Source organism: Paractinoplanes atraurantiacus (assembly GCF_900215205.1).
In the GTDB taxonomy this organism is placed as follows: Bacteria; Actinomycetota; Actinomycetes; order Mycobacteriales; family Micromonosporaceae; genus Actinoplanes; species Actinoplanes atraurantiacus.
On sequence record NZ_OBDY01000016.1, the window covers coordinates 18,968 to 35,774 of the forward strand.

Consider the following 16,807-nt stretch of genomic DNA (forward strand, 5'->3'; position numbering starts at 1 on the left):
AGTCTCGTCCTGCTGGGTACACCACGCCAATGGTGGAGACGACGACCGAGCGCACCTTCTTCGGCCAGCCCCGGCCGCTGGCCAACCTCTTCGGGGTCGAGTTGTGGGAGCGGTTCTCCTTCTACGGCATGCAGGGCATCCTGCTGATCTACCTCTACTACGAGGCCTCGCGGGGCGGCCTGGGCATCGACCAGGACACGGCGACGTCGATCGTCGGCGCCTACGGCGGCTCGGTCTACCTGGCCACGGTGGTCGGCGCCTGGTCGGCCGACCGCCTGTTCGGCCCGGAGAAGGTGCTCTTCGGCAGCGCGATCCTGGTCATGTGCGGGCACATCGGGCTGTCGGTGATCCCGGGCATCGCGGGAGTGGCCGTGGGTCTGGTCCTGATCGCACTGGGCAGCGGCGGCGTCAAGGCGACAGCCACGTCGATCGTGGGCACCTTGTACGCGCCGGAGGACGAGCGCCGCGACGCCGGCTTCTCACTGTTCTACCTGGGCATCAACCTGGGTGCGCTGGTCGGGCCGTTGCTGACCGGCCTGCTCCAGCAGGAGGCGGGCTTTCATTGGGGCTTCGCGCTGGCGGCGGTCGGCATGGCGCTGGGCCTGACCCAGTACGCGCTCACCCGCGGCTCGCTGCCGGCCGCGGCGAGCCGGGTGGCCAATCCCCTGCCGCCCGGGCGCCGCCCGCTGGTCTTCGGTGCCGCCCTGGCCGTGGTCGCGGTCATCGCGGTGCTCGCCTTCACCGGCCTGATCCCCGCTTCGCATCTGTCGGACATCGTCGTCGTTCTTTCGATCCTCGCCGCGGTCGCCTACTTCGTGGTGATCCTCAGCAGCCGAAAGATCGATCACGTGGAGCGGAACCGTGTCTACGCGTTCATCCCGATGTTCATCGCCTCGGCGGCGTTCTGGTCGCTCTATCAGCAGCAGTTCACGGTGGTCACGATCTATTCGGACAAACGGCTCGACCGCGACATCTTCGGCTGGACGATGCCGGTCTCCTGGGTGCAGTCGATCAACCCGGTCTTCATCATCATCCTGTCCGGCGTCTTCGCCGCCCTCTGGACCCGGCTCGGCGACCGCCAGCCCTCCAGCCCGGTGAAGTTCGCCGCCGGCACCGCCATCATGGGCGTCGCGTTCCTGCTGTTCCTGCCCTTCGCCGGCAGCGCCAGCGTCCCCCTGCTCGGCCTGGCCGGCATCCTGCTGGTCTTCACCGTCGCCGAGCTGCTGCTCTCCCCCGTCGGCCTGTCCCTGTCGACCAAGCTGGCCCCGCGCGCCTTCCAGACCCAGATGGTCGCCCTGTTCTTCCTGTCGGTCGCCCTGGGCACGGCCCTGTCGGGCACCCTCGCCGGCTACTACAGCGAGGACCACGAGGTCGCGTACTTCGGCATCCTGGGCTTGATCGCCATAGCCCTGGGCGGCATCCTGTGGGCCATGAGCCCGTGGATCCGCCGCCTGATGGGCGGCATCCGGTAGGGCTACAGCGCCTCCAGAGTCTCCTGCAGCGCCGTCAGCTCCGGCGCGATTGTCCGGCCGGGCTCGTCCAGCACGCCGTCCACCAGATCGTGGTTGCGGTGGTAGCAGTCGACCCGCTCGGGGGGCATGTCGTCCGGATTGACGGCCCAGGCCTTCTGGTCCCAGTCCCAGTGCAGGTTGCCGTCAGATCCCGCGTCCACCACCGCGAACGACCCGGCGGGAAGCCGCCGCCCGGCGTCGTCGACCAGCGTCACCTCGCCGGCGACGATCGTCGGCGGGTCGCCCTCGGAGTACTGCTTCGGCCCGACGGTCAACGCCAGCCGGTCGTACGAGCCGGCCGCCACCGTGAAGCGCATGTCCACATCGAGCGGAAACGGAACCTCCGGAACATCCGGATCGTTGGGGATCAGCAGCTTACTCCACGTTGGTGCCCTCACCCGCTTTGCCGGAGATTGTGTCGACCAGATAGGCCGCCACGGCACTGACCTTGGGATCGGAGCGCGCCGACTGCGCTGAGGCGGCGAGCTCGTTGGCCCGCCGCGCCTGCTCGACCCCGGACGTGGCGACCTGATTGCCCCGCCGGGCCAGCACGGTCGGGACGATCACGGCGGCCAGGGCGATCACCAGGCCGAACGCGGTCAGCAGATCGGCCCGGGTCCAGGGCTGCCCCCGGCGCAGGAGGTGCCGCAACAGCGGTATCCGGCTCATACGCCGATCATTACATCGTCATCGGTGAATGCTTGCCTACCCGCCGTGCCAACCGCCGCCCGAGATCAGCCGGACGAGCGCGACCTGCACCGGCCCAAGACCAGCGACGGACTTACGACACTCACGCCGCGCTAGGGTGTGTCGGTGGCCGGGCCGGTGGTCTTCTGGGACTTCGACGGGACGCTGGCCCACCGGCGAGGCATGTGGAGCACCTGCCTGGTGGAGTGCCTGGCCGAGGTGAGCGGCGGCACCACGGCGATCAGCCGCGACGACCTTCGCCCGTTCCTCGGCTCCGGCTTTCCGTGGCATGAGCACGAGGCCGGTCACGAGCACCTGGCGCCGGGCTGGTCCGTCACCGTTTCACCGAGCCCGGCCCGTGGGTGGTCTTCCCCGAAGCCGAGCCGTCGCTGCGGCGGCTCGCCGAGGCCGGCTGGCGCAACGCCATCCTGAGCAACCACGTGCCCGAGCTCGACCGCCTCGTGACCGGCCTGGGCCTGGGCGAGCACGTGCACGCGGTCTTCACGTCGGCCGTCGTCGGCTGGGAGAAGCCCAACGTCAAGTTCTTCGGGTGCTCTCGTCCTGACAACCGTTCAGTCGCCTGATGGATGGCGATCTACCGGCTTCCTCTTCGATGCTGCTCTCGTCGGCGGCTGACACGGGAGGGAGATCGCAGTGTCCGCTCCTGCTCCTGCGTTCGATCGCATCACGTACGAGAGAAGGTTCCGCAAGGCGGGCGTCCCGGCTCTCACCTACGACTACAGCCTGCGCGAACATGTCGCGCCGCGGGTGCTGCCCCCGCTGACCGCGGCCGCCGCGACCGTGCCGTTCGTCCTCGCCGGTGGGCGGGGCTTCTGGACGATCCTCGTCATCTGGCTCGGGTCGACCGCCGCCTTCCAGCTCCTCGCGTCCTGGATGCCGGTGCGCGGGACGATGGTCGTCATCTGCTGGGCGTGGCCGGTTGCGGTTCCTCTGCTGTACGCGGTCCTGTCCCCCACCGCTCTGCCGGACATCCTGCCGTCGGGCGTGAAGACCCCCGCGGACCCCGGGTACGCCGACCTGCTCCTGACGGCCGGGCTGTCCGCTCTGTACCTGGCCGCGATCTGGGCCTGCGTGGCGCTGCTGCTCCTGGCCTCGGTCTGGGTCGGCGCGGTGTCGCTGGCCAAGCACGCGCTGGCCGACTTCTTCAGCCACATGCCGGGGATCGTGCGGCTGCAGACCAAGACATTGCCGGCGATGGTGGTGCTCACCCTCTTCCTGTTCCTCAACGCCGACGTGTGGCAGGCCGCCGAGCATCTCGACGCGGGCCGGCTCAGCCTGGCCCTGCTGCTGTTCGCGGTGGTGGCCCTGTTCGCGGGCGGGGCCCGCATCCGGGAGGTCCGCGACAACCTGAGCCGCGTCCACGGCCGGCTCGGCACGGGCGGCGCCGGCCAGGCGCTGCCCGCGCTCACGGCCGCGCAGCGTTTCAACGTGGCGATGGCGCTCACCACCCGGCAGCTGGCCGGGGCGGTGTGGGTTGGCGTGGGTGTCTTCCTGTACTTTTTCACCCTCGGCGTGATCGTGCTGGTCCCGGACACGATGAAGCAGTGGCTCGGAGCCGGCTACGAGACGCTGTCGTGGAGCGACGACGTGCCGGTCGCCCTGGTGCATGTCGCGGGGCTGCTCGCCGGGTTCTCGGCGATGGCCTTCACGGTCGCGTCGGCGACGGACTCCGCGTACCGCAGGGACTACTTCGATCCGATCTCCGATGAGATCGCGCAGATTCTGAGCCTGCACGTCACGTACGCCAGCCATCTCGGTGTTCCCCGGCGCAACGTCTGGCAGGTGCGCTTCTCGTCGTGGGTCATCGAGCGGGCCGGCGGCGTCAGCCCGTACTACACCGCCCTCGCCGTGCAGACCCTGTCGCGGACCTACGACGCTGGCACCTCCGGGCTCGTGGTGGCCCAGGCGGCGAGCAAGGTGAGTGCCTCGGCGGACGGGGAGCCGGGCTCGGCGGTGTAGACGGTCATCGTGAGGCCGGGGTCGGCGCGCAGGTCGAAGCTTTCGTAGGCGAGCGTCAAGGCGCCCACGACGTGATGGTGGAAGTGTTTGACGCCGGTGCCGTGGGTGCGCACGTCGTGGCTGGCCCAGCGGCGGCGGAAGTCGTCGCTGCGGGTGGACAGCTCACCGACCAGGTCGTGCAGGTCTTTGTCGTGGGGATCCTTGCCGGCCGCGGTACGCAGGTTGGCCACCGCCGTGTCGGCGGCGAGGTCCCAGTCGGGGTGGAAGCGTCGGGCCGCCTCGTCGAGGAAGGTGAACCGGGCGAAGTTGGGCGGCCGGCCCGGATCGGTGTAGAGGTCGCTGAACATGGCCCGGCCGAGCGTGTTGGTGGCGAGCAGGTCCAGCCGGCCGGTGCCGACGCCGGCCGGGGCGGTCAGGGCGTCCAGCGACCACTGCACGCTGGGCCGGACGATCCACTCCCCCGGCTGGCGGCGACGGCGGCGGGCCGCGGCGGCGCCGGCCTCGTGGGCCAGGCGCAGCAGGTGGGTGCGTTCCGCTTCATCGAGGCGCAGGGCGCGGGCGATCGCCTCGAGGACGCCGGCCGAGACGCCCCGCAGGGAACCGCGCTCGACCTGGGCGTAGTACTCGACGCTCACGCCGGCCAGGGCGGCCACCTCGCTGCGCCGCAGGCCCGGCACGCGGCGCGGGCCGCCGGCGGGCAGGCCCGCCTGGGCGGGGGTGATCCTGGCGCGGCGTGAGACGAGGAATTCGCGCACGTCGGCTCGGTTGTCCACGGTCCCGAGGCTACGGCGCGGGCCGGGAATGTGGGGTGTGCTGGTGGCACACCTGTCGTCAGTAGCTTCCACCTGCCGCGCGGCGGGCGTGCGATGCAGGAATGAACTCGATCCTCGCCGGCGCGGCCGCGCTGATGCTCGCCGCCGTGGCCGGATGCTCGGTGCCCGCGGCGGCCCCGGCCCCTCTTCCGGCCGGCGGCGGCGCCTCGGTCGTGCTGCGGTTCGGTCACCATGCCGTACGGGCGACCCTGACCGGCAGCCCGGCCGCGCGGCAGCTCGCCGGGATGCTGCCGGTGACCGTACAGCTCAAGGATGTGTGGGGTCAGGCGAAGTCCGGCCGCCTACCGCAACCACTGACCGTGCAGGACGCTGTCGCCGTGCACGACCCGGCGCCGGGCCACATCTATTTCTGGCCGCTGACCGAGGTCATCGCCGTCTACTACGACGACCTCGGCCAGCGGGTGCCCGCGCCGGGACTGGTTGCCCTCGGCACGATCGACGACGGCCTGACCGAGATCACCGCCATCGGCCGCGGTGCCGCCGTCCGCATCGAGTGATCAGCTGTTCTTGGTCGTGACGACCTTCGTGCCGGACGCCTTGAGGGTGTACGCGGTGGTTTTGTGGGTCCACGGGTTGGTGGCGTACACGCGGACACCGTTGGTCGTGTTCTTGGTTTTGACCATGGTCAGTCGCAGGGACTTGTTGGCCGCCGCGACGTCGCGCCGGACCACCTTGCGCAGCGAGGCGACCTTGACCTTGTGGCCGTGCGCGGCCTTGCGCGCGTCGGCGGCGCCCTGGCGGGCTACCTGCTTCACGATGGTGGGCATGTCCAGGTAGGTGATGCCCTGGTCCAGCGCGGCGGCGCCGATCGTGGCCGTCGCCGCCGGCACCGTCACGTGCTGCGGGCCGTAGGCGTAGGCCAGCGTGACGGCCACGCCGTCGTCGGTCGCCCGGGCCGAGGTCAGCACCCCGGCCGGGTTGACGTGGATGGTGACGGTCGTGCTGTCGGCCTTGAACCGGTAGTCGGCGGGCGCGTCGTCGTGCACCGTTTTGGTGCCGGCGTGGTCGGTGTCGTCGGTCAGGACGGTCGCCGGGGAGGTGGCGGCGTCCTTGACGTACGCGTCGAAATTGAGCGCCTTGTCCGCGGTGAACACGAACTTGACCGCGGGCCGGCCCATCATCTTCACCGCCGACCGCGCCGTCGGGTCGCCCAGGTACTCGTACCGGCCCTTGCCGGCCACCGCGTATTCGGCCGCCATCAGCCCGCCGGAGATGAACCGCTCGAACCCCACCCCACCGGCCGGGTCGGCCACGAACAGGCCGGAACCGGACAGCTGGCCGGACAGGCCCGTCGTGGCCCTCCAGCCGGGGGCGGCCGCGGCGGTCGACGTGGTGGCCACCGACTTCAGCGCCGCGGCCATCTGAGCGGCGGACAGCTGGGTCGCGGTGTCGGCGGCGTACGCGGCACCGGGAGCGACGACGAGGCCGGCGGTCAGGGAGACGGCGGCCGTGAGCAACGCGGGCCGGGACAGGCGGGACATGGGCACCTCACGCAGAAGCAGATATGAGGCCCGACCATATGCCGCGAAATCCGACTAAAGCATCGCCTATGCGGGCACAGTACCCGCCGAACGGAGGGCCGGCGCTCACGCTTCAGGTTCGATGACCTTGGCGAGAGCGGTGATGGCGACGGCGGCGCGGATGAACTGGTTCTCGGCCAGGTCGCCGATCGTGTCGATGCCGAAGGCCAGCGACAGGCCCTGCGCCTCCTCGTCGCTGACGCCGGACAGGGCCGAGACCGGCGCCGCCACGAGGTCTTTCAGGTCGAGGGAACGGTACGGCTCGTCGAGAAGGGCGTCGAGGTTCGCAGTCACTGCCATGCCCGCACCATCGCACGCCCCGGCGGCCGGGGACCGTCCCGTTTCGGATGGCGCGAACCAATGCCGCCGGATTGGATCGGGTGCCGCCGCCGCGCTGCTCCTAGCCTCGGGCGCATGACAGTGGGATTCCTCGGGCTGGGCGTGATGGGCGGGCCGATGGCGGCCAATCTCGCCCGGGCCGGCACCGATCTGATCGTCTGGAGCCGCACGCCGTCCCGCGAGACACCGCCGGGCGCCGAGCGGGCGGCCACGGTCGCGGAGGTCTTCGAGCGGGCCGACATCGTGATCCTCATGCTGGCCGGCGCCGATGCGATCGACAGCGTTCTCGACCCTTCTCTGATCGACGGCCATCTGATCGTCCACATGGGAACCACCGACCCTGGTTATTCGGCCGGGCTGCGTGATCGCGTCGAGAAGGCCGGCGGCCGCTACGCCGAGGCCCCCGTCTCCGGCTCGCGCGGTCCGGCCGAGGCGGGCCAGCTCGTCGCGATGCTGGCCGGAGAACCCCACGACCTTGAGGTGGTACGCCCGTTGATCGCACCCATGTGCGCTCAGACTTTCGACTGCGGTGCGGTGCCGGGTGCCCTGCTCATGAAGCTGGCCGTCAACACGTACCTCATCAGCATGGTCACCGGCCTGGCCGAGGCGTTCCACTTCGCCGAGGGCCACGGCCTCGACCCGGTGACGCTGCGCCGCGTCCTCGACGCCGGCCCGATGGCCAGCACGGTGTCGCGGGTCAAGGCGGCCAAGCTGGTCGACGGCGACTTCGCCGTGCAGGCGTCCATCCGCGACGTGCTCATGAACAACGAGCTGATCGTCGGCGCCGCCCGCACCGCGATGCCGCTGCTGGAGGTCTGCCGGGATCTTTACCGCGAGACCCTCGACCGGGGCCACGGGAATGAGGACATGGCGGCCGTGGTGCACGCGATCGCTAACCGGACGCGAGCCGCCTGACCGCATCGGCGACCGGCTCGTCCCCGGAGGTCACCTCCACGATCACCCGGTTGAGCCGGGGCTCGTGCAGCACGGCCGCAAGGAACGCGGCGACATCGTCGCGCCGCGTGTCGCCGTACGAAACAGCCGGTCCGGCCGTGACCCGCCCCTCGCCGGCGTTGTCGACGAGGGTGCCCGGCCGCACGATGACCCAGTCCAGCCCGGACCGGCTGAGCAGGACATCGGCCTGCTTCTTGACCCGCATGTAGTGCTCGAAGCCCTCGGTGGGCTCGCGGCTGCGGCCGGCCTCGGGAAAGACGGAGACCAGCAGGAACCGCCGTACGCCGGCGAGCCCGGCCGCCTCGGCCGCCTTCTCCAGCCCTTTGCCGTCGATGAGAGTGGTCTGGTCGCGGCCGGTGCCGTGCGCCCCGGCGCTGAAGACGACGGCGTCATGCCACTGGAACCGCAGCGCCAGCTCGTCCACGGTGTCGTGCACGAGGTCGCCGAGCAGGGGCCTCGCCCCGGACGCGGCCACGGCCTCCGCCTGATCGGCCCCGCGGTGCATGCCGGTGACGTCGTCGCCCTGCCCGGTCAGCAGCTTCGAGAGCCGGCGCCCGACGCCACCGGCCGCCCCGATCACGAAGACGCGCACGCGCTCTACCTTAGCGGGATGAGCGGATCGATCTACTCGCACGCGAAGCTGTACGACTTGATGTTTCCGGGTGGCGGGCCAGCGGTCGACTACTACCGCGACTACGCCGGGCGGCAGGGTGGGAGCGTGCTGGAGCTCGGGTGCGGCACCGGCCACAAGCTGATCCCGCTCGCGGCCGAGGGGCGCCCCTGCACGGGGCTGGACTTCTCGGCCGACATGCTGGCCGAGGCCCGGCGCAAGGCGGACGAGCGCGGCGTGACAGTGGAGTGGGCGCGGGGCGACATGCGGGACTTCGATCTGGGCCGCACCTTCGATTTCGTGTTCATCGCCGCCAACTCCCTGCTGCACCTGCACGAGGCGGACGACCTGATCAGCTGCTTCCGGTCGGTTCGACGGCATCTGGCGCCGGGCGCACGGTTCGTCTTCGACGTGTTCAATCCGAACGTACGCCTGCTCGCCGCGGCCGATGGCGTGCGGCGCGGGCGGGAGTCGCTGTCGTTCGTGGATCCCGACCGGGGCGACGTCCGTGTGGAGGTCGCCGAGGTCTACGACGCGGCCGCGCAGGTCACGCGGGGGACGTGGTTCTTCTCGACCGGCTCCGAGCCGGACTTCGTCGCCGCGCCGCTCGAGATCAGGAGCGTCTTTCCGCAAGAGCTGCCGCTGCTGTTGTCGCTCGGCGGCCTTCGGCTCGTCGGGCGCTTCGGCGACTGGGCCGGCCGGCCCTTCGCGACGGACGCGCCGCTTCAGCTCTGCGTCTGCGAGTCGGCGTGACCCTTAAAATGCGCACTCATGACGGTGACGGACGAGTGGCACGTGGCCCTCGTGGACGGGTTCTCGGTGCTGCTGGGGCGGGCGGTGGACGGCGACGCGGCGGAGTACGCCGTGTACTACAGCTGTGACGATCTGGCCGATGACCTGTTCGCCAAGGGTTTCGACGTGGGGGCGCTGGGTGAGGTCGTACGGCCGTCGTTCTCCTCCGTCCCGGTGCTGGGGACGCTGCTGGAGGAGTGGGATCTGATCGCCCCGTACTGGAGCATCGATCTCGGGCGCTCGAAGTTCCGGGCCGCCGTCGAGGGGGACGGAGCCGACGCCGGCGTGCCCGAGCTCGACGCGGGGGTGACCGGCGCCGAGCTGGGGCGGATTCTGCGCGAGCGGGGGCTCGAGCCGCGCGACGTCCGCGACGCCTACCCGGAGGTGGAGTTCCGGGTGGACACCGACGGGTCGCTGGCCGGTGCGCTCGCGGCCGCCACCGGGGCGATGCGCGGGCCCGGGCATCTGTTCGCCCTGAGCCCTGACTGGGGTGTCGACCCGGTGTGGGACGAGCGGCTGGCCGCCGTGCGGCATCCGGGGCTGCGGGATCATCTGCGTCATCTGTGCCGCACCGCGGACAGTGCCCGCGCCACCGGCGCCTTCTTCCTCGGCGCCCGCGATCCCGGCTTCGCGGCGCCGCGAACGGTGGTCGCCGCGTGGCGCACCGGCGAGGGGCAGTCGTGGACGGCTGTCGTCCCCGAGTGATCGGCGTCCGGCGCTATCCGGCCGAGCGGTGCAGGGAGTCGATCAGGGTCTTCGCCAGCGGCCACTCGCCGTAGCCGGCGTCGGTGTTGATGTGGCCGACGTCGCCCAGGTCGAGGAAGCGGCTGCCCCAGGCCTCGGCGTAGCCGGCGGCGACGCCCTCGGTGTCGTACGGGTCGTTGGTGCTGGCCACCACGATCGAGGGAAAAGGCAGCGGGGTCAGGGGCGGCTCGCGGAACGTGCCCGCCGTCGTGGGGAAGCCGGGGCCGGCCGGGTCGGGAATGGCCACCAGCAGGGCGCCGGCCACCGGCGAGCGGTCGGGGCGGGCGGCCCAGTGGGCGACGGCGAGGGTGCCCAGACTGTGCGCGACCAGCACCGGGTGGTCGGCCACGGCGACGGCCCGGTCGAGCGCGGCGATCCAGTCGTCCAGCACCGGGTCGCTCCAGGAGGCGGGCTGAATGCGCAGAAATGTGGGGTCGGCGTCGAGCAAAGTCTGCCAGTGGCCGGGGCCGGACCCGTCGATGCCGGGGACGGTGACGGCGGATATCCGCGGGGAGTCGATCACGTGTGGCGGTCCCACTCTCTAGACTTCGCGGGTGGCGAAGTATTTCGACGTACATCCGGACAACCCGCAGGCCCGCGCCATCCGTCAGGTGGTGGACATCGTCAAGAGTGACGGGCTGATCGCGTACCCGACGGACTCCTGTTTCGCGCTCGGCTGCCGGATGGGCAACAAGGACGGTCTCGACCGGATCCGGGAGATCCGGCATCTGGACGACCGCCATCATTTCACGCTGATGTGCCGCGACTTCGCTCAGCTCGGCCAGTTCGTGCAGATCAACAACGCGTCGTTCCGCTTGGTGAAGGCGTCCACCCCGGGCCCGTACACGTTCATCCTGCCCGCCACCAAGGAGGTGCCGCGCCGCCTGCTGCACCCGAAGAAGAAGACGGTCGGCGCCCGCATCCCCGACCACCTGGTGGCCCAGGCGATCCTCGAGGAGCTCGGCGAGCCGCTGGTCTCCAGCACGCTGCTGCTGCCGGGCGAGGAGGAGCCGATGACGATGGGCTGGGAGATCAAGGAGACCCTCGACCATCAGCTCGACGCCGTGGTCGACTCGGGTGAGGGAAGCACCGAGCCGACCACGGTCGTCGACCTGTCCGACGGCGAGCCGGAGATCCTCCGCGTGGGTGCGGGCGATCCGGCACGCTTCGAGTAGGGGTCAGATCCAGCGGCGGGGCACCGCGCGGGCCAGGGCCGCATAGCCGGCCGGGTTCAAATGCAGATGATCTCCGGTGTCGTACGCCGGGAGGAGCGTCTCCGGAGCAGAGGGATCGCGGGACGCGGCGTCGAAGTCGGCCACCCCGTCGAAGATGCGGTGGACGGCCTCGTTGACCGCCCGGCGGGAACGCCGGCGCAGACCTTCCGGATCGTCGTAGCCCGTGTTGCCGCCGAACGGGGTCAGGGTGGCGCCGTAGGCGGTGAGGCCGGCCGCGTGCGCGCGCAGCACGATCTGGTCGTACGCCACGAGCAGATCGTCGACCACCTGCTTCTGCGCCTGCTCGGTCGCCTCCGCCGTGCCGATGTCGTTGACGCCCTCGAACAGCAGCATCCGGTCCACGTTGCCGACCGCGAGCACGTCGCGGTCGAGCCGGGCCAGCACGTTCGGGCCGAGGCCGTCGTTGAGCACCCGGTTGCCGCCCGCGGCCTGGTTGAGCACGGCGACCTTCGACCCGCGGGCGAACAGCTGGTCGGGCCAGCGGTCGTTGCCGTTGGTGGTCGACCCGCGGCCGTCGGTCAGCGAGTCACCGACGATGGCCAGCGCGGCCACGGACGCCCGCACCTCGACCGCGCTGATCAGATACCAGTGGTCGGTGCCGACCGCGCCGGGCAGATCCTCATCGGCGTGGCGGTCGCCGTTGACCAGGTACGACGTCGTGCGTGATCCCGGGTGGCCGGTGACCGCGCCGCCGGTCAGCCCGGTGGCGAGATAGGCCGAGATCGTCAGGTTCGCCGCCGCCCCGACGGGCAGGGAGACCGGGTCGGAGACGATCTGCGCGCCCACCGGGACCACCACCGAGGGCCGGCCGCCGAAGGTGAGCGGCCGCGTGCTGCCGGGTTCGACCGCCGGCACCCCGGCCCGGCCGCCGAGCGGCAACCCGACCGAGGCGGCGGTGATCGGCAGCGGGCCGGTGCCGAACGCGTTCGAGAACCGCACCCGCAGCTGACGGCCCCCGATCGTCACGTGCACGGTCTGCCGCAGGGTCGTGTCGGCGAGCGCGGCGAACGGCGCCGGCGGCAGGTTGTGCGGCTCGGTCAGCTGCGGCATCGCCGTCCAGGTGTGCGCCCAGGACGGGCGCTTTTCATCTCGGCCGGGCAGCGCGGCGGCAGCCGGAATTGCCGCGCCCCCGACGGCGAGAAGGGTTCGCCTGCGCATGTCAGGACCTCCGGCTCTCGGGCGGGCCCAGATACGACTGTTGCAGCCCACCGGTGTCGATGACGATCCGTTGCAGGACGACCGTCGGGTCGACCGCGTGGAAGGTGACCGTGTGCTTGCCGGCTTTCAGGCCGTCGAAGGCGGTCGTGGTGATGTTGATGTTGTCGGAGGTGTTGCGCGCCCACTGACGGTTCATCGTGGTGTCGTTGGCCCCGGTCGCCGTGGTGATGTTGACGATCTGCACCGGCCCGCCGTCGACCGAGATGCCGTAGCGGACCCCGGCCGGGGTGTAGACGCTGTTGCGCGGTGACAGGTGGGCGGCGATCCGCGCCGGCCGGTCGCCGGTCAGGGTCACCGTGTACGACAGGGTGGCGTTCTCCGAGCGCGGTGTGAGCCCGTCACCGGTCCGGCCGATGTCCGGCAGGAACTGCCACGAGCCGGTCCGGCGGGAGTAGTGGTCGGCCTCGACCGCCACGGCGCCGCCGGCCTCGAGGAAGCCGGCCGGGGCGACCGTTGGCTTCTCGACCTTGACGTCGACCACGACGCTCGACCCGGCGCCACTGACCGTGACCGGCACGGACGTCACTCCGGCCGGAGCACGCCTCCAGTCGACACGGACGGCGACCCGCACCTCGTCACTGACCTCGCCCGTCGCCGGGGTCACGGTCACCCACGGTGAGGCGGACCTGACCTCGTACGGGAAAGGTGTCGTGCCCTTGTTGTAGATCTCCACATGTCCGGACCGGTCCGAGGACCAAGGGCTCAGCGACGACGGCAGCACCGGCAGGACGCCTAGTGACGGCTCGGCCGGGACCTCGATGCGCTTGAGGTACGGGTAGATCTCGTCCGGCAGGGCCACGTTGTTCAGCTCCGGCTGCTGCCAGGGCGCGTTCGGCCCGTAGCGGGCCACGTTCCCGTACCCGATCTTGGGTTGGGTCTGCCAGCCCTTCCACTTCCCGCCGGCCAGCACCTCGTTGTAGTAGCGGCTCATCGCCTGGTCCTCGGCGAACAGCGCCTCGGCCCGGTCGGCCAGCGCGTTGGTCACGGCCCGGCCCTGACCCGCGTACTCGATGTTGGTGAATTCGGCGCGCCTGAGGTCGTACACAATCGCGGTGTCTTTGATCTGGTAGTAAACGAGCTGGTAGAAAGCGTCCTGCCAGGCCTGCGGCACCCGCTTCTTCAGCCTGGTGGCGCGGGCCGCGAGATCGAGCCACTCCTCGGTCACCCGGTCCATCTCGCCATAGGCCGTACGGCTGAACGGGCTCGCCTCGTCGTTGTAGGTGACCTCGCCGGTCGCCGGGTTCGTCGAGATGCTCCGGTTGAGCAGCTCCGGCTTGCGGCGCGACTGCAGATGCCCGTACACCTCGAGCAGGTCGGCCACCGCCGGCGCGAGAGCCGGCCCGAAGTTCTGCGCGGCGAAACGGCGATGCCACTCCCCCAGCGCACCGACCGGCAGCGCGTCCGGGTTCCAGGCGTAATCGAGGAAGAACTGCGCCGGCAACTCCTCGTTCTTCAGATCACCGACGTTGACCATCCAGAGGCGGTCGACCCCTGAGGTGTACGCCCGGTGCAACTGCTCCCAGGTGTTCGTGATGTTGACCGTGTCGGCCCACTTGTAGTTGCGGCCGTCGCCCACGTAGTCGAAGTGGTAGTACAGCCCGTAACCGCCGCTGCGTTTCTCGGTCGTCGGCAACCGGCGCATGTTGCCCCAGTTGTCGTCGCAGAACACCACGGTCACGTCATCCGGCGGACGGTAGCCGTTGTCCCAGTACCGCTGCACCTCCTTGTAGAGGGTCTGCACCTGCGGCCGGTCGATCAGCCCGGTCTCACGAAGGATCTGCCGCTGGCTGTCGATGATCGACGACATCAGGTCGATGCCGTCACCGTCCGGCAGCGACACATCACCGTTGCCGCGCATGCCGAGCGTGATGACACCCTCGATGTTCTGGTCACGCATACGCTCGGCGCCGTCCCGCCAGTACGCCTTGATCGCGTCCGGGTTGCGCCGGAAGCTCCACTCGCCGGTCCCGGCCGGATGCCGATTCCACTCCTCGATGCCGCGCATCATCGGCGCCTCGTGCGAGGTGCCCATGACAACGCCGTAGAAGCTGGCGGTGGCATGGTTGGCCGGGTCGTCCTCGGCGAACGCGCGCCCCCACACCGCCGGCCAGAGGTAGTTGGCCCGGGTGCGCAGCATGGTCTCGAAGACCTTTTCGTAGTACGCGGCGTTGAGGCCACCCGGGTAGCCGGGCGCCTTGCCGGGCCCGAAGAAGCCGGGCGCCCAGGTGCCGGTCGCGGGATTCTCGTCGTTGATGAAGAAGCCCCGGTACTTCACCCTGGGGGTGCCCTGGGAATGGCGCCCGGGCAGGACGTAGAGAGCGTCGGAGTGGGCGGCGGGGACGTCGTCCCAGAAGTACCAGGGCGAGACGCCGATGTTCTTCGAGACGTCGTAGGCGCCGTAGATGGTGCCGCGCTGGTCGCTGCCGGCGATCACGAAGGCGCGCCGGACGCCGGGCAGGGGATCGCTGACTACCTGCTCGACGGTGGTCTCCCACTTGCCGCGGATGCTGGTGACGTCGAGCTTGCCCCGGGCGACGATCTGGTCGATCAGCGGGCTCTTCCCGATCGTCCCCACAATCACAAGATCGCCAGCAGACCCCACCAGAGAGCCCGCCCTTCCCAAGGGGGAGCCCCCGTCGGTCATTCTCCCGGTTTTGCTCTTGATCGTGTCGGCGCCCTGTGGACAACCGCCGGCTGTGGACAACTCGGCACACGCCCCGGCAACCGTGTCATCGTGCACCACGACCGGCCGCACACCGGTGACCTTCTCGATGTCGCTCTGCAGGTCGTCCACGACGCGAATGACGCCCGCGTGGTCGGCGTTGCTCACCACGATGGGCGCCGCCTTACCGCCCGCGACCAGCGGGAAGCGCCCCGGCCCGGTCCGGCTCGCGATGTACCCGTTGGTGTTCGGGGAGACGGCGCCGGAAGCCGATGCGCCCGCGGACGCGGAGCTGGAGGTGCGCGCGGACGCAGAGCCGGGAGCGGAACTGGAGGCGCCCGCGGACGCGAATCCGGGCGTCGGGGCGGAGATCAGCGTCGCGGTCAAGGCGAGCGCTACAACCGCGGCCCTCACTTGAACAACCTCAGCGGCACGGCGTCGGCCATGGCGGCCATGCCCGCGTCGTTGGGATGCAGGCCGTCCCCGCTGTCGTACGCCGGGTTGAGCCGCAAGCGGTCGCCCGGGTCGCCCATCGCCCGGTCGAAATCGATGACGCCGTCGTATTCGCCGCCGGAGCGGATCCAGCGGTTCAGCACGTCGCGTTTGCGTTCGTTGGCCTCCGAGTAGAAGCCCAGCGTGTCGCCCTTGAACGGCAGGATCGTGGCCCCTATCGCGGTGATCCCGGCCGCGTGGGCGCGCGCGATGAGCTGCCGATGGCCGGCGATCAGGTCGTCCGCCGTCACCACCTCCGACGCCGGCGCGACGGTGCCGGGGTGGCCCAGGTCGTTCACGCCGAGCAGCACGATCAGGTATCGGGCGCCGGGTTGCGCCACCACGTCGCGGTCGAAGCGCCGCAGCCCGCTGTGCCCGAAGTAGTTCGCGAACGTCTCCGCGTCGCTTCCGGGGGCCGGGTTCGGGTCGTGCAGCAGCCGGTTGCCCGAGATGCCGACGTTGGCCACGCCGCGTTCGAGGCCGGCCGCTCGCAGCCGGGCCGCCAGCAGGTCGGGCCAGCGGTGGTTCAGGTTGTTCTGCGTGTTGGCGCCGTTCGTGATCGAGTCGCCCAGGGTGACGATCGCCGACCCCCGGTCACGCACGGCCACACCCGAAAGAAACAGATATTGACCGATCGTCTGTACGGGGTTGAGCGTGCGCGCCGCGGTCACGTCCCCTTCGGCGATGACGTTGTCCTGGAACGCGAACGCCGCCAGCGTGGTCACCGGGGTCCGGGCCGGCAGGAACAGGCTCACCGCGAGGTCGGCTCCGGGCGCCACGTGCAGCCGGACCGGGTCGCTGAGCAGCGGCGCGCCGGCCGGCACGATCGCCTCGGCCCGGTTGCCGAAGGTGACGCGGCGGTCGGTGCCGGGGACGATCGCCGTGCTGGCGCCGGTGCCGGCGCGCAGGGCGACCCGCACCGCGCCGACGCGCAGCGGGGTGGTGCCGAACTCGTTGGTGACGCGGATGCGGAGCTCGTCGCCGCCGGCGCTGAGGTGCACGACGTGGCGGACGGTCTGCGCGGCCAGCACCAGCGGCGGGGTCGGCGGGATGGTGGTGGGCGCGGCGGCCCACGAGGCGACCCAGTCGAGGTCGTCGTCGACGTGGCCGGGGGATGCGGCGGCCGCGGTGGGTACGGCCAGTCCGGACGCGGCGGCGGTGACGGCCGCGCCTGAGGTGAGGGCGAGGAGTTCGCGTCGGGTGGGCATGGGGCTCCTTCTCGGCGGCGGG

General features: G+C 70.8%; 18 protein-coding genes. 8 read left to right on the plus strand and 10 right to left on the minus strand.

Translation table 11 applies throughout. From position 1 onward, the window contains the following. Nucleotides 1-29: 29 nt before the first annotated feature. The gene (locus tag CRP55_RS29940; protein WP_097323852.1) at nucleotides 30-1,472 is read left to right on the plus strand and encodes a peptide MFS transporter; all 1,443 of its coding nucleotides are present in this window, start codon (nucleotides 30-32) and stop codon (nucleotides 1,470-1,472) included. A 2-nt stretch (nucleotides 1,473-1,474) separates the two neighbouring features. Here the strand turns inward: CRP55_RS29940 and CRP55_RS29945 are convergent, their stop codons facing one another. Together CRP55_RS29945 and CRP55_RS29950 are read right to left on the minus strand one after the other, a co-directional pair. Further along, complete coding sequence (locus CRP55_RS29945; RefSeq protein WP_143234991.1) at nucleotides 1,475-1,828, minus strand: hypothetical protein; 354 nt, start codon at nucleotides 1,826-1,828, stop codon at nucleotides 1,475-1,477. Nucleotides 1,829-1,886: 58 nt separating this feature from the next. Continuing rightward, on the minus strand, nucleotides 1,887-2,180 hold the full coding sequence (locus tag CRP55_RS29950) for a hypothetical protein (protein ID WP_097323859.1): 294 nt from the start codon (nucleotides 2,178-2,180) through the stop codon (nucleotides 1,887-1,889). Nucleotides 2,181-2,560: 380 nt separating this feature from the next. Between CRP55_RS29950 and CRP55_RS29955 the strand changes: the two genes are divergently transcribed. Then, nucleotides 2,561-2,782 (plus strand): HAD family hydrolase, encoded by a 222-nt coding sequence (locus tag CRP55_RS29955; RefSeq protein WP_097323862.1) that lies wholly within the window; start codon nucleotides 2,561-2,563, stop codon nucleotides 2,780-2,782. Between the two features lie 70 nt (nucleotides 2,783-2,852). Continuing rightward, the gene (locus CRP55_RS29960) at nucleotides 2,853-4,178 is read left to right on the plus strand and encodes a hypothetical protein (RefSeq protein WP_097323866.1); all 1,326 of its coding nucleotides are present in this window, start codon (nucleotides 2,853-2,855) and stop codon (nucleotides 4,176-4,178) included. Here CRP55_RS29960 and CRP55_RS29965 read toward each other — a convergent pair. Then, the gene (locus tag CRP55_RS29965) at nucleotides 4,088-4,951 is read right to left on the minus strand and encodes a helix-turn-helix domain-containing protein (RefSeq protein ID WP_097323870.1); all 864 of its coding nucleotides are present in this window, start codon (nucleotides 4,949-4,951) and stop codon (nucleotides 4,088-4,090) included. The genes CRP55_RS29960 and CRP55_RS29965 overlap by 91 nt on opposite strands. A 101-nt stretch (nucleotides 4,952-5,052) precedes the next feature. Here CRP55_RS29965 and CRP55_RS29970 point away from each other — a divergent pair, with 101 nt between their 5' ends. Then, nucleotides 5,053-5,508 (plus strand): cyclophilin-like fold protein, encoded by a 456-nt coding sequence (locus tag CRP55_RS29970; RefSeq protein ID WP_097323872.1) that lies wholly within the window; start codon nucleotides 5,053-5,055, stop codon nucleotides 5,506-5,508. On the opposite strand, the gene CRP55_RS29975 is transcribed toward CRP55_RS29970, so the two are convergent. After that, nucleotides 5,509-6,492, minus strand: a complete 984-nt coding sequence (locus CRP55_RS29975; RefSeq protein WP_097323877.1) for a hypothetical protein — start codon at nucleotides 6,490-6,492, stop codon at nucleotides 5,509-5,511. It abuts the gene before it with no gap. Nucleotides 6,493-6,597: 105 nt separating this feature from the next. Then, the gene (locus CRP55_RS29980; RefSeq protein WP_097323880.1) at nucleotides 6,598-6,831 is read right to left on the minus strand and encodes a hypothetical protein; all 234 of its coding nucleotides are present in this window, start codon (nucleotides 6,829-6,831) and stop codon (nucleotides 6,598-6,600) included. Between the two features lie 60 nt (nucleotides 6,832-6,891). On the opposite strand from CRP55_RS29980, the gene CRP55_RS29985 reads away from it, so the two are divergent. Further along, on the plus strand, nucleotides 6,892-7,785 hold the full coding sequence (locus CRP55_RS29985; protein WP_097323883.1) for an NAD(P)-dependent oxidoreductase: 894 nt from the start codon (nucleotides 6,892-6,894) through the stop codon (nucleotides 7,783-7,785). On the opposite strand, the gene CRP55_RS29990 is transcribed toward CRP55_RS29985, so the two are convergent. Next, nucleotides 7,763-8,416: an NAD(P)H-binding protein gene (locus CRP55_RS29990; RefSeq protein WP_097323885.1), complete on the minus strand. Its 654-nt coding sequence runs from the start codon at nucleotides 8,414-8,416 to the stop codon at nucleotides 7,763-7,765. The genes CRP55_RS29985 and CRP55_RS29990 overlap by 23 nt on opposite strands. A gap of 18 nt (nucleotides 8,417-8,434) precedes the next feature. Here CRP55_RS29990 and CRP55_RS29995 point away from each other — a divergent pair, with 18 nt between their 5' ends. Both CRP55_RS29995 and CRP55_RS30000 read left to right on the plus strand, forming a co-directional pair. Further along, nucleotides 8,435-9,187 (plus strand): class I SAM-dependent DNA methyltransferase, encoded by a 753-nt coding sequence (locus CRP55_RS29995; RefSeq protein WP_097323888.1) that lies wholly within the window; start codon nucleotides 8,435-8,437, stop codon nucleotides 9,185-9,187. 18 nt (nucleotides 9,188-9,205) lie between these two features. After that, entirely contained in the window at nucleotides 9,206-9,931 is a 726-nt protein-coding gene (locus CRP55_RS30000; RefSeq protein WP_097323891.1) for a hypothetical protein, read from the plus strand. A 13-nt stretch (nucleotides 9,932-9,944) separates the two neighbouring features. On the opposite strand, the gene CRP55_RS30005 is transcribed toward CRP55_RS30000, so the two are convergent. Beyond that, nucleotides 9,945-10,493, minus strand: coding sequence for an RBBP9/YdeN family alpha/beta hydrolase (locus CRP55_RS30005; RefSeq protein ID WP_097323894.1), 549 nt, complete (start codon nucleotides 10,491-10,493; stop codon nucleotides 9,945-9,947). Nucleotides 10,494-10,524: 31 nt separating this feature from the next. Between CRP55_RS30005 and CRP55_RS30010 the strand changes: the two genes are divergently transcribed. Further along, nucleotides 10,525-11,145, plus strand: a complete 621-nt coding sequence (locus tag CRP55_RS30010; protein ID WP_097323898.1) for an L-threonylcarbamoyladenylate synthase — start codon at nucleotides 10,525-10,527, stop codon at nucleotides 11,143-11,145. A 3-nt stretch (nucleotides 11,146-11,148) separates the two neighbouring features. On the opposite strand, the gene CRP55_RS30015 is transcribed toward CRP55_RS30010, so the two are convergent. Genes CRP55_RS30015 through CRP55_RS30025 form a run of 3 tightly spaced genes read right to left on the minus strand, consistent with a single transcriptional unit; the run spans nucleotide 11,149 to nucleotide 16,785 of the window. After that, nucleotides 11,149-12,363: an SGNH/GDSL hydrolase family protein gene (locus CRP55_RS30015; RefSeq protein WP_097323901.1), complete on the minus strand. Its 1,215-nt coding sequence runs from the start codon at nucleotides 12,361-12,363 to the stop codon at nucleotides 11,149-11,151. A 1-nt stretch (nucleotide 12,364) separates the two neighbouring features. Continuing rightward, a complete protein-coding gene (locus CRP55_RS30020) occupies nucleotides 12,365-15,499 on the minus strand; it encodes a glycosyl hydrolase 115 family protein (protein ID WP_101536220.1) in 3,135 nt (1,044 codons plus the stop codon). Next, nucleotides 15,496-16,785 carry an SGNH/GDSL hydrolase family protein gene (locus CRP55_RS30025; protein ID WP_097323905.1) on the minus strand — a complete coding sequence of 430 codons (1,290 nt, stop codon included), beginning with the start codon at nucleotides 16,783-16,785 and terminating at the stop codon, nucleotides 15,496-15,498. The genes CRP55_RS30020 and CRP55_RS30025 overlap by 4 nt, the downstream gene beginning before the upstream one ends. Between the last annotated feature and the right edge of the window lie 22 nt (nucleotides 16,786-16,807).